This is a genomic window from Frigoribacterium sp. CFBP9030, assembly GCF_034045195.1.
Lineage (GTDB): Bacteria > Actinomycetota > Actinomycetes > Actinomycetales > Microbacteriaceae > Frigoribacterium.
In genome coordinates this window covers 361,929-377,641 of sequence record NZ_JAXCWG010000001.1, presented here as the reverse complement: position 1 = coordinate 377,641, position 15,713 = coordinate 361,929, and the positions used below count along the sequence as shown (strand labels likewise).

Annotated in this window: 13 protein-coding genes; 3 read left to right on the top strand and 10 right to left on the bottom strand. The window is 71.1% G+C overall.

Going from position 1 to position 15,713, the window contains the following annotated elements:
• Positions 1 to 297: 50S ribosomal protein L21 (gene rplU, locus SOM13_RS01720; RefSeq protein WP_320478733.1), on the bottom strand; the 297-nt coding region annotated here is incomplete at its 3' end.
• A 199-nt stretch (positions 298 to 496) separates the two neighbouring features.
• Between rplU and SOM13_RS01715 the strand changes: the two genes are divergently transcribed.
• Positions 497 to 775 (top strand): DUF4031 domain-containing protein, encoded by a 279-nt coding sequence (locus tag SOM13_RS01715; RefSeq protein WP_192060013.1) that lies wholly within the window; start codon positions 497 to 499, stop codon positions 773 to 775.
• Between the two features lie 25 nt (positions 776 to 800).
• Here SOM13_RS01715 and SOM13_RS01710 read toward each other — a convergent pair whose 3' ends face one another.
• From SOM13_RS01710 to SOM13_RS01690, 5 genes are read right to left on the bottom strand one after another with little or no spacing between them, the layout of a single operon-like run.
• A complete protein-coding gene (locus SOM13_RS01710) occupies positions 801 to 2,231 on the bottom strand; it encodes a hypothetical protein (protein ID WP_320478732.1) in 1,431 nt (476 codons plus the stop codon).
• Entirely contained in the window at positions 2,212 to 3,003 is a 792-nt protein-coding gene (locus SOM13_RS01705) for a TIGR03943 family putative permease subunit (protein WP_320478508.1), read from the bottom strand. The genes SOM13_RS01710 and SOM13_RS01705 overlap by 20 nt, the downstream gene beginning before the upstream one ends.
• Positions 3,004 to 3,058: 55 nt before the next feature.
• Complete coding sequence (locus SOM13_RS01700) at positions 3,059 to 4,111, bottom strand: permease (RefSeq protein ID WP_192060009.1); 1,053 nt, start codon at positions 4,109 to 4,111, stop codon at positions 3,059 to 3,061.
• The gene (locus tag SOM13_RS01695; protein WP_320478510.1) at positions 4,108 to 4,872 is read right to left on the bottom strand and encodes a hypothetical protein; all 765 of its coding nucleotides are present in this window, start codon (positions 4,870 to 4,872) and stop codon (positions 4,108 to 4,110) included. The genes SOM13_RS01700 and SOM13_RS01695 overlap by 4 nt, the downstream gene beginning before the upstream one ends.
• 18 nt (positions 4,873 to 4,890) lie before the next feature.
• Positions 4,891 to 7,809, bottom strand: coding sequence for an Rne/Rng family ribonuclease (locus SOM13_RS01690; RefSeq protein ID WP_414655503.1), 2,919 nt, complete (start codon positions 7,807 to 7,809; stop codon positions 4,891 to 4,893).
• Positions 7,810 to 8,208: 399 nt separating this feature from the next.
• On the opposite strand from SOM13_RS01690, the gene SOM13_RS01685 reads away from it, so the two are divergent.
• Positions 8,209 to 8,838 (top strand): vitamin K epoxide reductase family protein, encoded by a 630-nt coding sequence (locus tag SOM13_RS01685; RefSeq protein ID WP_320478511.1) that lies wholly within the window; start codon positions 8,209 to 8,211, stop codon positions 8,836 to 8,838.
• 73 nt (positions 8,839 to 8,911) lie between these two features.
• Complete coding sequence (locus SOM13_RS01680) at positions 8,912 to 9,832, top strand: DsbA family protein (protein ID WP_320478731.1); 921 nt, start codon at positions 8,912 to 8,914, stop codon at positions 9,830 to 9,832.
• A gap of 88 nt (positions 9,833 to 9,920) precedes the next feature.
• Here the strand turns inward: SOM13_RS01680 and ndk are convergent, their stop codons facing one another.
• The 4 genes from ndk to ileS form a co-directional block, all read right to left on the bottom strand.
• Complete coding sequence (gene ndk / locus SOM13_RS01675; protein WP_320478730.1) at positions 9,921 to 10,337, bottom strand: nucleoside-diphosphate kinase; 417 nt, start codon at positions 10,335 to 10,337, stop codon at positions 9,921 to 9,923.
• A gap of 88 nt (positions 10,338 to 10,425) precedes the next feature.
• Positions 10,426 to 10,839, bottom strand: coding sequence for a DUF4233 domain-containing protein (locus SOM13_RS01670; RefSeq protein ID WP_320478729.1), 414 nt, complete (start codon positions 10,837 to 10,839; stop codon positions 10,426 to 10,428).
• On the bottom strand, positions 10,836 to 12,236 hold the full coding sequence (locus SOM13_RS01665) for a folylpolyglutamate synthase/dihydrofolate synthase family protein (protein WP_320478728.1): 1,401 nt from the start codon (positions 12,234 to 12,236) through the stop codon (positions 10,836 to 10,838). The genes SOM13_RS01670 and SOM13_RS01665 overlap by 4 nt, the downstream gene beginning before the upstream one ends.
• On the bottom strand, positions 12,233 to 15,514 hold the full coding sequence (ileS, locus tag SOM13_RS01660) for an isoleucine--tRNA ligase (protein WP_320478727.1): 3,282 nt from the start codon (positions 15,512 to 15,514) through the stop codon (positions 12,233 to 12,235). The genes SOM13_RS01665 and ileS overlap by 4 nt, the downstream gene beginning before the upstream one ends.
• Between the last annotated feature and the right edge of the window lie 199 nt (positions 15,515 to 15,713).

Below are 15,713 nucleotides of genomic sequence, written 5' to 3'. Positions count from 1 at the left end.
GGTGATCTTGACGCGGGTGAGGTCGGCACGGAAGCCCATGCGACGCTTGTACCCGGTCTTGTTCTTGTAGTTCTGGATGACGATCTTCGGGCCGCGCAGATCGCCGAGGACCTCGGCGGTCACCGTGATCTTCGACAGGGCGTCGGCGGTCGAGAGGATCGTGTCGCCGTCGACGTGGAGGACCGGGGCGAGGGTGATGCTGTCGCCGGTGTCGGCCTTCAGTCGATCGAGGGTGACGATCGTGCCGACCTCGACCTTCTCTTGCCGACCACCGGCGCGCACGACTGCGTAGACCATGTGTGTTCCTTAATGTCTCAGGGGATGTACGAGGGGCCGCCTCGTCGCACGGTTCGTGCGGTGGCGGACGGCGGAGCCTGAGCCCGGCGGCCGTTCGTCGCGGAGGGCCGACGACGTGGTCGTGGGCCGATGCGTACCAACCGCTTAGATTACACGGCGGCTTCGGCCGCCGTCAACGCACTCGGACTACCGTGTGCCTGTGACCATCTTGATCGACGACCCCGTGTGGCCGGCCCACGACACCGTCTGGGCCCACCTCGTCAGCGACGAGTCGTACGACGAGCTGCACCGCTTCGCCGCCGCGAACGGCATCCCCCGGCGCGGCTTCGACCACGATCACTACGACGTCCCCCTCTCGCGGTGCGCCGACCTGATCGAGGCGGGCGCCCGTCCGATCAGCGGTCTCGAGCTCGCCCGGCGCCTCGAGAGCAGCGGGCTGCGCGTGTCCCAGCGCGTCAAGCGGGGCCTGACCGCCTGAGGGACCGACGGCCCGACCGACCCGGTCACCAGGCGGTGGAGTGCCCTGCGAAGCTCGCCACCACGCCGCCCGTCGAGATGTCGACGATGGTCGTCGTCACCGTGGTCGGCACGGGATCGATGGTGTAGCTGAAGTCGGTCTCGGCCGTCGCCTCGGCCGTCTCGACCGCGAGGTACTGCCCGTTGGGTGAGACGGAGAAGCCCTCGATGGTCGTCCCGACGGCCGACGGCTCGTACAGGGCCCGCGCCTCCTTCAGGTCGTCGACGACCACGAGGTTGCGATACGAGCTCCCGTCGGCGGCCGGGACCGCGACCTGCTGCACGTAGGTCGTCTCGCCCACGGCGACCAGCTCGCCGCGGAACGGCGTGCCGCCCTCGACCGCCGAGAACGGGATCGGCGTCTGCTCACCCGTGTCGAGGTCGACCCGCGACGACTGCAGCGCCGTCGCCGCCACGAAGGTGCCGCCGTCGAGCGCGACGCCCTGCAGCGAGACGAAGGTGCCGTAGGGCCGAGGAGGCGCGGCGCCGGTCAGATCGAACGCCGCGACGGTCTCGTCCGCCGACTGGACCACGACCGTGGCCCGGCCCGGCACGAAGAACCAGTCGAGCACGGTGATGGGCTCGCCGGCGATGGACTGCACCGGGGTCACGGCGCGCTGGCCCTGGAGGGGCAGCGTGTACAGGGTGTCGGTCTCGGAGCCCTGCGGCCGCCACGAGAAGGCGATCGTCGTCGAGGCGGCGTCCGCGCCGAAGCGGGTGATCAGCCCCGGGCCGTCGGGCAGCGGAAGGGTCTCCACCGCCACCCCGTCGGGAGAGACCAGGCTGAGCGTCGAGGTGGTGCCGTCGTCGGTCACGACCGCGACCGCCGTGTCGAAGACCTCGAAGGCCTGGATGCGCGCGGCCTGATAGACGAGGGTGCGATCGGCGCCGCCGGTCAGCGGCGCCCGCTCGATGCGGTCGTCGGCGCCGTCCGCACCGTGGACGATGCGGTAGGTCGCGGCCGCCGCGGTGCTGAAGGTCGTCGTCAGGGTCGACGGCTGGGCCTGGTAGACGCTCGAGACGCCGTCGACCGTCACGGTGTACTCGGTGCCGTATCTCAGCCGGTCGGTGAACTGCACCGCGATGACGTCGCCCGAGGTCGAGACGGTGTGCGGCGCGGCCGGAGACACCTCGACCTGGTCGGCGTCGACGTGGGCCAGCACCTGGTTGGCGAACAGGCGCAGCTGCTGACCCGACTGCGCCACCACGGCGGTCTCGTCGATCTGCGTCTCGGTCAGCTTCGGACCCTGCAGGTGGGTCAGGACGCCGAAGATCGTGCAGACGACCGCGAGCACGATCACGACGGCGACGAATCGACGCCCCTGCCGTCGCGAGAGGTCGGCCTGGTCGAGACCGGCGCCCTCGTCGTGGGCCCGCTCGCGCTCCGCCGACCAGCGGTCAGTAGAGGTAGGGGTCACGCGGTTGGCCGACCTTCTCGAGTTCGTCGGGCACGAGGGCGATCGGGTCGTCGGTCGCACCGCTCTGGTTCGCCTGGAATCCGCCGGAGACGTCGATCCAGTCGTCGGCGTCGACCTGCTCGCGCCAGTCGGGGAGGTACACGGGCACGCCCACGGGCTGCGCGTCGACGGCGCAGCAGGTGATGATGAACCGCGACACGTAGAACACGTCGGGGTCGTCGCCCGACGGCACGACGAAGCCGACCAGGTCGGCGGTCTTGCCCTGGTAGAACGAGAGATCGGTGGTCTGCCGCAGCAGACCGGCCCAGTCGAGGATCGAGAACGACGCGTAGGTCTCGTCGGAGGCGCCCGTCGCGTCGTCGACGCTGGTGCCGTCGAGCGCGGCGGTCGACGAGTTCACGTCGCGCTGCCCGGCCGTGGCGCTGGTGAGGGTCGCCGGGGGCAGGGCGACGAGGGCGACGGCCATGACGATCGTCACGAGCGCGCCCGCGCCGACGGCGATGCCGCGGGCCGCGGCGCGACCACGCCGTGGCCGGCGGGGGCGCAGGGCAGCAGCGGGATCGTCGTCGTGGTCGTGCCCACCCGGGTGGTCGTGATCGTGGTCGTCGTCGCCCCGGGCGGGGGCGAGCGCGAGCACGCCGATCGACAGCACCATGCCGATGGCGATCATGATGACCGTGAAGACGACGTACCGCGGGTGGATGTACAGGATGAGCTGCCCCGTGGCCGCGAGCCACAGGGTCGCGACGCCCACGACGAGGGTCAGGAGCACGCCCTGCCATCGGTCGGCCAGACGAGCCGGAGAGCGTCGCAGGGACGGGAGTCGATCACGCAAGGAAGTTCACCACCAGTCCGATGGCGGCGCTGGTGAGCGCCACCACGAGGGTCAATTGGGCCAGGACGCGGGGCCGGTACGTCGTCCGCAGCAGTGCGAGCATCTTGACGTCGATGATCGGTCCGAAGACGAGGAACGCGGCGATGCCGCCCGGCATGAAGGTCGAGGCGAAGGGCAGGACGAAGAAGGCGTCGACGTTGGAGCAGATCGAGATCACGAAGGCCAGCAGCATCATGGCCAGCACCGACCAGACGGGGTTGCTGCCGAGGGTGACGAGCACCGAGCGCGGCACCGCCGTCTGGATGGCCCCCGCGATCGCCGCCCCGATGAAGAGCGCCGGCATCATGGTCGACATCTCGCGACGGAACAGGTCGACGCTCTGCGACAGGCGGCTCACCCCGTGACCGTGGTCGTCGGCGACGGCGCACTCGGCCGCGAACGACGAGGTCAGGAGGCTCTCGGGATCGGGGTGCTTGCTGAACAGCCAGCCGATCAGGTTCGCGATCACGAAACCGCCGACGAGACGTGCGACGAGGATCCCGCCGTCCCAGCCGAACGCCTGGTGGGTGGTGATGATCGTGATCGGGTTGAGGATCGGCGCCGCGAGGAGGAAGGTCATCGACTCGGACACCGTGAAGCCCTTGAGCACGAGACCACGGGCCAGGGGCACGTTGCCGCATTCGCAGACGGGCAGGAACATCCCGAGGAACGAGATGACCGCCCGACGCGGCAGCGGACGCTTCGGCAGCCACGACGTGAAGAACGCCTGAGGCAGCCAGACCTGCACGACGATCGACAGGACGATGCCGAGCAGCACGAACGGCATGGACTCGACGATGACCGAGATCGTGAGCGTGACGAAGTCCTGCAGGGTGTTCGGCAGGAGGCCGGGGCCGAGGGCCGGTGTGACAAGGCGGATGGCGACGAGGACGAGCGCGACGGCCGCGCCGACGGCGAGCAGACGGCTGCGTGGAGAGCGGCGACGACGGACCGGACCGTCGACCGTGTGGTCGACGAGATGGCGTTCGCGGAGAGGCGCCGTCACCGGCCGGACTCGTCACGGGCGGGCGGAGGCGCGTAGCGCGTCCAGTCGTCGGACGAAGGAGGCGCGGTGGGCGCGGCCGGGACGACCCGCCCCGGTGCGGACCCGTCGACGGGCAGGGCCGCCTCGGCGGGAGCGGCCGCCGATGGATCGGCGTCGACGTCCGTCTCGTGGTCGATCGCGAGGGCGTCGCTCTCGCCATCGTGCGTCGGGGATGCGGGGTCTCCCCCACGCAGCCACGACCGGGCCAGCACCCCGCCGAGCACGAGCACGGCCGTGTCGACCACGCCCGCCGACAGCGGGATGGTCGTCAGGTACAGGGCCAGATTGACCCAGGTGCCGCCCTCCCGCGACAGCGCCACGCCCGGCGCGACGCCCACCAGGATGAGCGCGGCCGTGCCGGCGAGACCGGCGACGAGCGTGCTGCGCAGCACGACGTCGAGGCCGTCGCGCGCCCTGATCGGCCGCACGAGCACGAGGACGGCGAAGGCGGCCAGGTAGAACGGGAACGGGTAGAGGACGAAGCCGCCGAGGAACTGCCCCACGGGGGTCGCCGCGAAACCGCTCGGGAAGGCCGTCGCCGAGAAGCCGATGGCCGACCCGACGAGGGCGAGCAGACCGAGTGCGAAACGGACGACGAGCAGCACGCCGAGAGCGGCCGCGGCGATGAGGAACGACTCGCGGCCCTCGGCGCTGCGGGTCGAGACGACGACAGCCCGGAACCTCGACCTGACGGTCGGGGTTCCGGGCTGGGTCGGAGTCACGCAGACACCCTAGACGACTCAGAGGTCGTCGGAGCTGACACCCACTCCGAGGATGAACGGGCCCGACTCGGTCGGCGCGGCGGTCGGCGCCGACGCCGGTGCCGTGCCCGAGCTGGAGGCGCGGCGCGAACGACCGCGCCCCTGGCCGGGCTGCTTCGGCTCGGGCAGCGCGCCGAGGACGGAGTCGAGCAGCTGCTCGGCGTCGTCCTTGCTGATCCGACGCGGCTCGCGTCGGGTCGTCGCGACCGGGATGTCGAGGATCGCGACGGTCGCGTCGGGCGTCGACACCGTGGCCCGCGACCGGCGGGGCTCGGTGCTGCGCTCGACCTTGTCGGCGGCGGGGGCCTGGGGCTCGGGCGCCGTGGTGGGCGGCACCACGACCGTGGCGCGGACGGTGCTGTCGACCTCGACGATCGGCGACGAGCCGGCGTCGGTCGAGGCCTCGTCGGGCGAGGCGGCGGACGACTCGGAGGTCGTCGCCTCGTCGCGGGACGACGCGCGTCCGCCGCGTCGACCCTTGCGGGCGCCTCGACCGCGCTTCGGCTCGTCTCCCGAGGTCGACGAGTCGTCGGTGGACGACTCGTCGCCGGCCGGCGGCGTGACCGCCGCGGAGGCCGCTGCGTCGATCGCGGCCTCGACGGCCGCAGCCGCCTCCGTCGCGGAGTCGGTGCTGCGGTCGCCGTCCTCGGCGTGGGCGATGGTCGACGCCGCGATGCGCGACAGGGCGTTCTTGACGTCCTCGGTGATGGCGTGCGTGCCAGTCGAGGGCCCGGACGCCGCCGGCGCAGCCGAGCCGCCACGACCCGCGGCGCCGCCGTTGCCCTGGTTCTGGCCGCCGCCAGCCGACTTGGCGGGCTGCGCCGCGCCTCCTCGGCGACGCTGCTGGTCGTTCTTGCCCCGACCCTGCGGCTGCTGCTCCTGGACGCGAGCGGCGCTGCCGGCCTCGGAGAACGACTCGGCCAGACCGAGGCCCAGCTTCTTGCGCGTCATCTGGACGAGACCCAGCGAGGTGACCTCGGCCACCTGGTGCTTCGTGCGGTCGCGGCTCAGGCACTCGACCAGTCGACGCAGCACGAGGTCGCGGTTCGACTCGAGCACCATGTCGATGAAGTCGACGACGATGATCCCGCCGATGTCGCGTAGACGCAGCTGGCGGACGATCTCTTCGGCCGCCTCGAGGTTGTTCTTCGTGACCGTCTCTTCGAGGTTGCCGCCCGAGCCCACGAACTTGCCGGTGTTGACGTCGACGACGGTCATGGCCTCGGTGCGGTCGATGACCAGCGAGCCGCCGGACGGCAGCCAGACCTTGCGGTCGAGCGCCTTCTCGATCTGCTCGTTGAGGCGGTACTCGTCGAAGGCGTCCTTCTCGCCCTCGTAGCGCTTGACGCGGTCCATCAGGTCGGGCGCGACCGCCGCGAGGTACGACTGCAGGGTGTCGAACGCCTCGTCGCCGTCGATGACCATCTCGTGGAAGTCCTCGTTGAAGACGTCGCGGACGATCTTGATCAGCAGGTCGGGCTCGGAGTGCAGCTGGTTCGGCGCGTTGCCGACCTCGACCTTCTTCTCGATGTCGGCCCACTGGTTCAGCAGGCGCTTGACGTCGAGGGTCAGCTGCTCTTCGGTGGCGCCCTCGGCGGCGGTGCGCACGATGACGCCGGTGTTCTCCGGCAGGGCCTCTTTGAGGATCTTCTTCAGGCGGGCGCGCTCGGTGTCGGGCAGCTTGCGGCTGATGCCGTTCATCGAGCCGTTGGGCACGTAGACCAGGTAGCGGCCGGGCAGCGAGATCTGGCTGGTGAGGCGGGCGCCCTTGTGGCCGACCGGGTCTTTGGTGACCTGGACGAGCACGCGGTCGCCGGGCTTGAGGGCCAGCTCGATGCGGCGGGGCTGGTTGCCGTTCGAGAGGCTGTCCCAGTCGACCTCGCCGGAGTAGAGCACGGCGTTGCGCCCGCGTCCGATGTCGACGAACGCGGCCTCCATCGAGGGGAGCACGTTCTGCACGCGTCCGAGGTAGACGTTGCCGATCAGCGACACGTTCTGCGCCTTCGCGACGTAGTGCTCGGCGAGCGTGCCGTCCTCCATCACGCCGATCTCGATGCGGTCGCCCGACGAGCGGACGATCATCTTGCGGTCGACGGACTCGCGACGGGCGAGGAACTCGGCCTCGGTGATGACCGTGCGGCGGCGACCGGCGTCGCGACCATCGCGGCGACGCTGCTTCTTGGCCTCGAGACGGGTCGAGCCCTTGATGCGCTGCGGCTCGGTGATGAGCTCGGCCTGGCGCTGCGGGCGCTCGCGCGGGGCGCGGTCGGACTGCTGACGCTGCTCGGAGTCGCGCTCCTCGCGGTCGTGCGAGCGGCCACGCGACCGGCGGCGCGAACTCGGCTGCTGCGGCTCGTCGTCGCCGTCGTAGCCGTCGTCGTCGGACTCGTCCGCGTCGTCGTAGCCGTCGTAGCCCTCGTCGTCGCGGTCGGACCGACGCCGACCGGGTCGTGCCGGCAGCGGCACGATCTCGGGGGCGTGGAAGATCAGGCTGGTGGTCGTCAGCTGCGCCGGGATGGGCGACGACGGGGCCTCTTCGCTCTGGCGCACCGCCTCCGCCGCGGCGACGGCCGCGTCGGCCCGCTCGACCGGGGTGGTCTCGGTGGGGTCGTCGACCGCGGTCGGGTCGACCAGGGACTCGATCGGGGTGTCGGTCGTGGTCTCGGGCTGGGTGGTCGCCGGCTGCACCGGGACCTCGTTCTCGTTGGTCACGGCTGATGCCTCCTGGGCGTCGTCTCGTCGGGTGGTCCGGAGGGTGCTGTCGGCGGCGGGCGGCGAGGCCGCCAGGGCGCGTCGCTCCACCGGTGCGGCGGCCTGGCGGGCGCGGAGCCCGCTGAACAGGCCGCGTCGCTTCTTCGGACCGGTCTCGTTGCTGGTGTCGTCTCTGTTGTTCACCACGGGTGGTGCGCTCCTCGCCCCGCCGAGGTCGAGCCGTCGGCGGGTGGTCTCGTGTCGTGATCGGGCGGCGCCCTGCGCCTGCCCCGGTCACCGCGTCCTCTCACGACGCGCGGTGTCGGTCACGCGGCGTTCGGTCACGGGGCCGATCGTCTCTGCGATCGCGGCCGTCGTGTCGTTCGTCGTCGTGCGGTTCTTCGTTGCTGTTCGGAACTGGCCATCCGACGAGGGGCGACTGCGCCCCGGCCCGGTTTCCGTCGCACCCGCACGATCGCCCCGGAGGGGATCGCGGGGTCGACACGGCCCGGCAAGTCTCGATCGCGAGGCTGTCACCCTGCGACTGAAGCGATTATCGCATGCTCAGCCCGTGACCACCCATCGGAGCGTGGAATGATTCCCGGTGTGACGACCTCGCAGACCCCACCGCGCACCCTCCCCACCGGCCGGACGCCCGTCGTGACGGCCGTCCTGCTGATCGTCGCGGGCGTCGTCGGGCTGATGGGCGCCTTCGCCCTGACGCTCGACAAGTTCCGACTGCTCGAGAATCCGACCGAGGCGCTCGGCTGCGACGTCAATCCCTTCGTCGGCTGCTCCCCCGTCATCGAGAGCGCCCAGGCGTCGCTGTTCGGGTTCCCCAACCCGATCATCGGCCTGATCGGCTTCGTCGCCCCGATCGCGGTCGGCGTCGCCCTGCTCGCCGGCGCGCGGTTCGCCCGCTGGTTCTGGATCGCCTTCACGGCCGGCACGTTCCTGGCCTGGGTCTTCATCACCTGGCTCTTCACCCAGACGGTCTTCGTCATCGGCGCGCTCTGCCCCTGGTGCATGCTCGTCTGGTCGGTGACGATCCCGCTCTTCTGGATCACGACGGTGTGGGGTCTGGCCCGTGGCGTCACCGCTCCGACGGGCAGCGGCGTGCAGAGGGCCGCAGCGCGCCTCCTGCCGTACTCGTGGGTGCTGCCCGCCCTGAACTACATCGTCGTCGCGACGGTGATCGTGGTGCAGTTCCCCCTGCTGCTGTCGACGCTCTTCTGACCCGCGCCGCTCTCAGCCTCCTCTTCGACGCGCGAGCGAGACTCGCCGGTACCCGAACGAGAATCGAGGAGCGATGACGCCGTCACCCGGCACCGGAGACACCAAGCGCGAACGTCGTGACGCCGCGCGCGAGAAGGCGCGGATCACCCGTGAGACCGAGGCGAGACGCCGCCGTCGCAACAAGTGGTTCGCCCAGGGCGGTCTGGTCGTCGGGGTCCTCGCCGTCATCGGGGTCATCGCCCTGGTGATCACCCGGTCGCTCGCGCCCGCCGGCCCCGGTCCGCTCAACATGGCGAGCGACGGCCTCGTCCTCTCGGGCGACGGCACGAGCGTCTCGGCCGCCACGACCGACGCGCTCGAGGCCGACGCCGAGCCCGTCGCCTCGACGGCGGGCACGGCCGAGAAGCCGAGCATCGTCGTCTACCTCGACTACCTGTGCCCCTACTGCGGTCAGTTCGACACCACGAACGCCGAGCAGCTCTCGACCTGGGTGTCGCAGGGCGACGTCGACCTCGAGATCCACCCCCTGGGGTTCCTCGACAACGCCTCGCTCGGCACGAAGTACTCGACACGGTCGGCCAACGCGTTCGCCTGCGTCGCGAACTACCAGCCCGACGCCGCGCTCGACGTCAACACGGCCCTCTTCGCACAGCAGCCCGCCGAGAACACCAGCGGGCTGACCGACGCCGAGCTGGTGTCGCTCGTCGAGGGGGCCGGAGCCGACGACCCGGGCATCGCCGGCTGCATCACCGGCGGCGAGTTCGACGACTGGGTCGCCTCGGCCACCGAACGGGCGCTGAACGACCCGCTGCCGAACTCCGACGAGGCGAAGGTGACGGGCACCCCGACCATCCTGGTCAACGGTCAGAAGTACGGCGGGTCGCTGACCGACCCGACCGTCTTCGCGCAGTTCGTCGCCGAGGTCGCGAGCGGCGCCTCCACGGCGGACACCTCGACCGGCGGCACGGAGTCGACGGCCACGCCGACCCCCTGACCCGGGCCGGGGACGGACGACGGGCCCGCGCCTCCTCGATCAGGAGGCGCGGGCCCGTCCGTTCACGCTCGGTGCGTTCTCGGGGTCGTCAGAACCAGAGCGACAGCTCGCGCGCGGCCGACTCGGCCGAGTCGCTGCCGTGCACGAGGTTCTGCTGCACCTTGAGGCCCCAGTCGCGGCCGAGGTCGCCGCGGATCGTGCCGGGTGCCGCGGTGGTCGGGTCGGTGGTGCCCGCCAGCGAGCGGAAGCCGGCGATGACCGAGTTGCCGGCGACGCGGATCGCGACGGTGGGACCGCTCTGCATGAACTCGACGAGGGGCTCGTAGAACGGCTTGCCGACGTGCTCCTCGTAGTGGGCGGCGAGCAGGTCGCGGTCGGCCTGCACGAGACGGATGTCGACGAGGGCGTAGCCCTTCGCCTCGATGCGGCGGAGGATCTCGCCGGTCAGGCCGCGGGCCACGCCGTCGGGCTTGACGAGGACGAGGGTTTCTTCGAGGGCGGTCACTGGTGCTCCTTCATGTCGGGGACGGGGGAAGTCGAGGGGGTCGGGACGCTGGGTCGCGGCCGAGGGGCGAGGGCCGAGGAGGCGCGGGTCAGGCCGGCCCGGCGGGGTCGCCGTAGCGCGCCGCGTTCAGCCGGTCGAGCTGCGTGCCCTTCACCAGGCAGTACGTCCACAGGGCGACGAACACGCCCGCTACGACGTACATGACCGGGTCGAGCAGCCCGCAGGCGATGAGACCCGCCTGCACGATCCAGCCGAGCACGATGCCCCAGCGGTGGCGCAGCACGCGCGAGACGAGCAGCATGACGACGATGGCGGCCAGACCGCCTCCGAAGGCGACGCCCGTGGGCAGCAGATCGCGGCCGTTGACCACGAGCATGACGAAGAACATCGACATGGCCTCGAGCACCAGCACGATCGAGAGCAGGCTCTCGGCCGCACCGCGTCGGCGGCGGGCACGACCCGGGGCGGGGGCGCCCCCGTCGGGAGGCGGCACCGTGGTCATGAGAGCCCCTCCGGGCCCTGTGCGAGCGCGAGGACGTCTCCGACCAGGGTGATCGACCCCGTCACGACGACGCCGCCGGGGCGGTCGCCCTCGGTCTCGTCGGCGAGGTCGCGGGCGGTGCGGAGCGCGGCCGCGAGGTCGGTCTCGACGACGACCCGGTCGGCGCCGACGACCTTGACGGCAACGGCCGCGAGCTCGTCGGCGGGGACGGAGCGGTCGGAGTCGGACTGGGTGACGACGAACTGCTGCACCGTGCCCGACAGCGCCCGGATGATGCCGGTCGCGTCCTTGTCGGTCAGCACGGCGAGGACGGCGACGACGCGACCGAACGGGAAGTACGCCTCGATCGCCTTGGCGAGGGCTCGGGCGCCATGGGGGTTGTGAGCCGCGTCGACCAGGATGGTCGGATCGTTGGCGACGATCTGCAGTCGACCCGGCGACGTCACCTGGGCGAGCCCGTCGGAGAGCACGTCGAGGTCGAGCGCCTGGCTGCCGCTGCCGAGGAACGACTCGACCGCCGCGACGGCGACGGCGGCGTTCTGAGCCTGGTGGTCGCCGAAGAGCGGCAGCACGAGGTCGGGGTACCGCCCCGCGAGACCGCGGATCGACACGACCTGTCCGCCGACGGCCACGGTCGTCGACTCGACGCCGAAGCCGACGCCCTCGACGGCCAGCGTCGACTCGGTCAGCTCGACCGCGCGCTCGAGCTCGGCCAGGGCCTCGGGCACCTGCGAGGCGCTGACCACCGACGCGGAGGGCTTGACGATGCCCGACTTGGTGCGGGCGATGGCCTCGACCGTCGAGCCGAGCCGGTTCTGGTGGTCGAGTGCGATGGGCGTGAAGACGGCCACCTGACCGTCCGCCACGTTCGTGCTGTCCCACTCGCCGCCCATGCCCACCTCGAGCACGACGACGTCGGCCGGCGCGTCGGCGAAGCAGGCGAAGGCGAGCACCGTGAGCGCCTCGAAGAACGTCAGCGCCTGGTCGCCGGCGGCGCCGAGCTCGGCGTCGACCATGGCGAGATAGGGCTGGATGTCGTCCCAGTTGGCGACGAGCCGCTCGTCGCTGATCGGCTCACCGTCGATCATGATGCGCTCGTTCAGCCGGACGAGGTGCGGGCTGGTCAGCAGGCCGGTGCGCAGACCGTACGAGCGGAGGATGCTCTCGATCATCCGCGAGGTCGACGTCTTGCCGTTCGTGCCCGTGATGTGGATCACCGGGTAGGCGCGCTGCGGGTCGCCGAGCAGCTCGGCGACCCGGCGGGTGGCGCCGAGCCGGGGCTCGGGCGCCTGCTCGCCGACCCGCGCGAGCAGCTCGTCGTGGACGCGGGCGGCCTCGGCGGCGAACTCGCCGCCGTCGTCGGCGGGCTCGGGGTTCTTGCTCTTCTTCGGGGTCATGCGCGTCGCACCTCCACGGTCACGGCCGAGCCCGCGCCGACGGCGACGGCGTCGACGCGGTCGGCGAGGTCGCTCCGTCGGTCGATCACGAGCTCGGTGGTCAGGGTCTCGGCCTGGATCAGGTCGCGATGGGTCTCGACGGCGTCGGCCCCGGCGTCGTCGACGCCCAGGGTCGTCACCACGCGGTCGCTCACGTCGAGCCCGGTGTTCTTCCGGGCCTGCTGCACGGCGCGGACGACGTCGCGGGCGAGCCCCTCCGCCTCGAGCTCGGGCGTCGTCGCGGTGTCGAGCAGCACGAAGCCGCCGTCGCCGACGAAGCCGATGGCCGCGGCCGCGTCGGCGACCGCCAGCTCGAGCGTGAACTCGCCCGGCAGCAGTTCGATGCCGCCCACGACGACGTTCTCGCCGACGGGCTGCCAGTCGCCCTTCTTGGCGGCCGGGATGACCTGCTGCACCTGCTTGCCGATGCGGGGGCCCGCGGCGCGGGCGTTGACCGTCAGCTTGCGGGTCACGCCGTAGTCGCCGAGGCTCTCTTCGGTCAGGGGCGTGAGCACGACCGACTTGACGTTCAGCTCGTCCCGGAGGATCGACGCGAACGGCTCGAGGGCGGCCGGGTCGGGTGCGACCACCGTGAGACGCGCGAGGGGCAGACGCACCCGCAGACCGGTCGACTTGCGGAGAGCGAGACCCGACGAGGCGATCTCGCGCACGGAGTCCATGGCCTCGACCAGGGCGTCGTCGGCCGGGAACGCCGACGCGTCGGGCCAGTCGGTCAGGTGCACGCTGCGACCCCCCGTGAGACCCTTCCAGATCTCCTCCGCGACCAGCGGGGCCAGGGGCGCGGCCACCCGGGTGACCGTCTCGAGCACGGTGTACAGCGTGTCGAACGCGTCGTGGTCGTCGCCCGACCAGAAGCGGTCGCGCGAGCGGCGCACGTACCAGTTGGTCAGCACGTCGGCGAAGTCGCGGAGCGCCGCCGCCGCGAGAGGCGAGTCGAGCGCGTCCAGGTGCCGCTCGACGTCGGTGACGAGGAGGCGCGTCTTCGCCAGCAGGTAGCGGTCGAGCACGTCGCTCGAATCGGTGCGCCACTTCGCGACGTAGCCGTCGGCGACGTGGCGACCCGCACCTCCTGAACCGTCGGCGTCGGCCGCGTTCGCGTAGAGGGTGAAGAAGTAGTAGGTGCTCCAGAGCGGGAGGAGGAACTGCCGGACGCCCTCGCGGATGCCCTCTTCGGTCACGACGAGATTGCCGCCGCGGATCACCGAGCTCGACATCAGGAACCACCGCATGGCGTCGGCGCCGTCGCGATCGAAGACCTCGTTGACGTCGGGGTAGTTGCGGAGGCTCTTCGACATCTTCTGACCGTCGGAGCCGAGCACGATGCCGTGGCTGATGACCTTCGAGAAGGCGGGCCGGTCGAAGAGCGCCGTCGACAGCGCGTGCATCACGTAGAACCAGCCGCGCGTCTGGCCGATGTACTCGACCACGAAGTCGGCCGGGGCGTGCGTCTCGAACCAGCTCTGATTCTCGAACGGGTAGTGCACCTGCGCGAAGGGCATCGAGCCAGAGTCGAACCAGACGTCGAAGACGTCGTCGATGCGACGCATCGTGCTCTGACCGGTGGGGTCGTCGGGGTTCGGACGGGTGAGGTCGTCGATGTAGGGGCGGTGCAGATCGGGCTCGCCCTGCTCGTTGAGCGGCAGACGACCGAAGTCGGCCTCGAGCTCGGCGAACGAGCCGTAGACGTCCACCCGGGGGTGGGCCGGGTCGTCGCTCTTCCAGACCGGGATGGGCGAGCCCCAGTAGCGGTTGCGCGAGATCGACCAGTCGCGGGCGCCGCCCACCCACTTGCCGAACTGGCCGTCCTTCACGTTCTCGGGCACCCAGGTGATCTGCTGGTTGAGCTCGCTCATGCGGTCGCGGAACTCGGTCACGCGGACGAACCAGCTCGACACGGCCTTGTAGATGAGCGGGTTGCGGCAGCGCCAGCAGTGCGGGTAGCTGTGCTCGTAGCTCGCGAGACGGACGAGGCGGCCGTCGGCACGGAGACGCTGCACGAGGGTCTTGTTGGCGTCGAACACCTGCTGACCCGCGACGCCGAGCTCGTCGAACAGCGGCAGGAACCGGCCCGCGTCGTCGACGGAGACCAGCACGGGGATGCCGGCGGCGGCGCAGACCTGCTGGTCGTCCTCGCCGTAGGCGGGCGCCTGATGCACGATGCCCGTGCCCTCGCCGGTCGCGACGTAGTCGGCGACGAGCACGCGCCAGGCGTTCTCGGTGCCGTAGGTCTCGGTGTCGGCGTAGACGTCCCAGATGCGGTCGTACTCGACGCCCTCGAGCTCGGCCCCGGCGAAGGTCGCGCTGACGGCGGCCTGGGCGGCCTCGGGCGAGTCGTAGCCGAGGTCGCGCGAGTAGGCGGCGAGGGTGTCGGCCGCGAGCAGGAACACGCTGCCGGTCAGCAGCTGCTGGTCGCCGGTGCGCTCGCCGGGCAGAAGGGCGTGGGGCACGGTCACGTAGTCGATCGACGGGCCGACCGCGAGGGCCATGTTCGTCGGGAGGGTCCAGGGGGTCGTCGTCCAGGCGAGCGCCTCGACGCCGGTCAGCCCGAGAGCCTCGGCCTTCGCCCCGACGAGGGGGAACGAGACCGTGACCGTCTGGTCTTGACGCATCTTGTAGACGTCGTCGTCCATCCGCAGCTCGTGGTTCGACAGCGGCGTCTGGTCGTGCCAGCAGTAGGGCAGCACCCGGAAGCCCTCGTAGGCCAGCGACTTCTCGTGCAGCTGCTTGAAGGCCCAGATCACGCTCTCCATGAAGGTGGAGTCGAGGGTCTTGTAGTCGTCGTCGAAGTCGACCCAGCGCGCCTGGCGGGTCACGTAGCCCTGCCACTCGTCGGTGTACTTCAGCACCGAGCTGCGGGCGGCCGCGTTGAAGGCGCCGATGCCCATGTCGTCGATCTCGTGCTTCTCGGTGATGCCGAGCTGCCGCATCGCCTCGAGCTCGGCGGGCAGACCGTGGGTGTCCCAGCCGAAGCGACGGTGCACCTGCTTGCCGCGCATCGTCTGGTACCTCGGGAACACGTCTTTGGCGTAGCCCGTCAGGAGGTGGCCGTAGTGCGGCAGCCCGTTGGCGAAGGGCGGGCCGTCGTAGAAGACCCACTCGTCGCAGCCCTCGCGGGCGCGGATCGACTCGCGGAAGGTGTCGTCGCCCTTCCAGAACGCGAGGATCCCCTGTTCGACGTCGGGGAATCGGGGCGATGCGGGTACCGGCTGGTAGGCCATGGGAACTCCAGGTGGTGCGGATGTCCGTTCACGAGGACGCCTGCCGAGGGTTCTCGGTCGGCGCGGTACCACCCCGCTTGCCGCCCCTGCGGGCGACCGCTCTGCTGCGGCTGTGACGGGCCTGCCCCGCTCGGGTCTACTGACGCCTCGTGCCCTGACGGGCCGGTCGACGCGTTCTGCCGAGAGCTCCCCGGTGATG